The following is a 1,121-nucleotide window of genomic DNA, read 5'->3' as shown; positions in this document are numbered from 1 at the left end:
ACCCTAGGTCAGTGACGGGTCCGTGCCCAGGCCGGCGTCGCCGTCGGGCCCGGGGCCCTGGGGCGGGTCCGGCCGCGCGGATAGGATGAGCCCGAGGGTGTCGCGCCCGCCGCGCTCCCCCGCCTGCCTGAGTCGACGACGCCTAGGAGCTGCAGCATGCCCATCGCATCCCCGGAGAAGTACGCCGAGATGATCGACGCCGCCAAGAACGGCGCCTTCGCCTACCCGGCGATCAACGTCACCAGCTCCCAGACCGTGAACGCCGCCATCCGCGGCTTCGCCGAGGCCGGCTCGGACGGCATCATCCAGGTCTCCACCGGCGGCGCCGCCTACTTCTCCGGCTCCTCCGTGAAGGACATGGTCGCCGGCTCGCTGGCGTTCGCCGCGTTCGCGCGCGAGGTCGCCAAGAAGCACTCCGTGAACATCGCCCTGCACACGGACCACTGCCCCCAGGACAAGCTCGAGAGCTTCGTCCTGCCCCTGCTGGACGCCTCCGAGGCCGAGGTGAAGGCCGGGCGCGACCCGATCTTCAACTCCCACATGTGGGACGGCTCCGCCGAGACCCTCGAGGAGAACCTGCGGATCGGCCGCGAGCTGCTCGCCCGCACCCACGCCAACAAGCAGATCCTCGAGGTGGAGATCGGCGTCGTGGGCGGCGAGGAGGACGGCGTGGCCCACGAGATCAACGAGAAGCTCTACACCACCGTGGCGGACGGCATCGCCACGGTGGAGGCCCTCGGCCTCGGCGAGAACGGTCGCTACCTCACCGCGCTGACCTTCGGCAACGTGCACGGTGTCTACAAGCCGGGCAACGTGAAGCTGCGCCCGGAGATCCTGCAGGAGATCCAGCAGGCCGTGGGTGAGAAGTTCGGCAGAGAGCGCCCGTTCGACCTCGTGTTCCACGGCGGCTCCGGCTCCGCCGCCCAGGAGATCGCCGACTCGGTGGAGTACGGCGTCGTGAAGATGAACGTGGACACGGACACCCAGTACGCGTTCACCCGCCCGGTGGCCGGGCACATGTTCGAGAACTACGACGGCGTCCTGAAGGTCGACGGCGAGGTCGGCGACAAGAAGCAGTACGACCCCCGCGTGTGGGGTGCCAAGGCCGAGGAGGGCATGGC

Annotated in this window: 1 protein-coding gene; it reads left to right on the top strand. The window is 69.4% G+C overall.

What is annotated here, in order from left to right; all coding sequences use genetic code 11:
* Nucleotides 1-156: 156 nt before the first annotated feature.
* A partial coding sequence (gene fbaA / locus AB0N07_RS51740) for a class II fructose-bisphosphate aldolase (RefSeq protein ID WP_365848042.1) occupies nucleotides 157-1,121 on the top strand: 965 nt, incomplete at its 3' end.

The sequence above is a fragment of the Streptomyces sp. NPDC051172 genome (assembly GCF_040682555.1).
Lineage (GTDB): Bacteria > Actinomycetota > Actinomycetes > Streptomycetales > Streptomycetaceae > Streptomyces.
The sequence above is the reverse complement of the archived record's forward strand: the minus strand, read 5'-3'. Positions and strand labels throughout refer to the sequence as shown.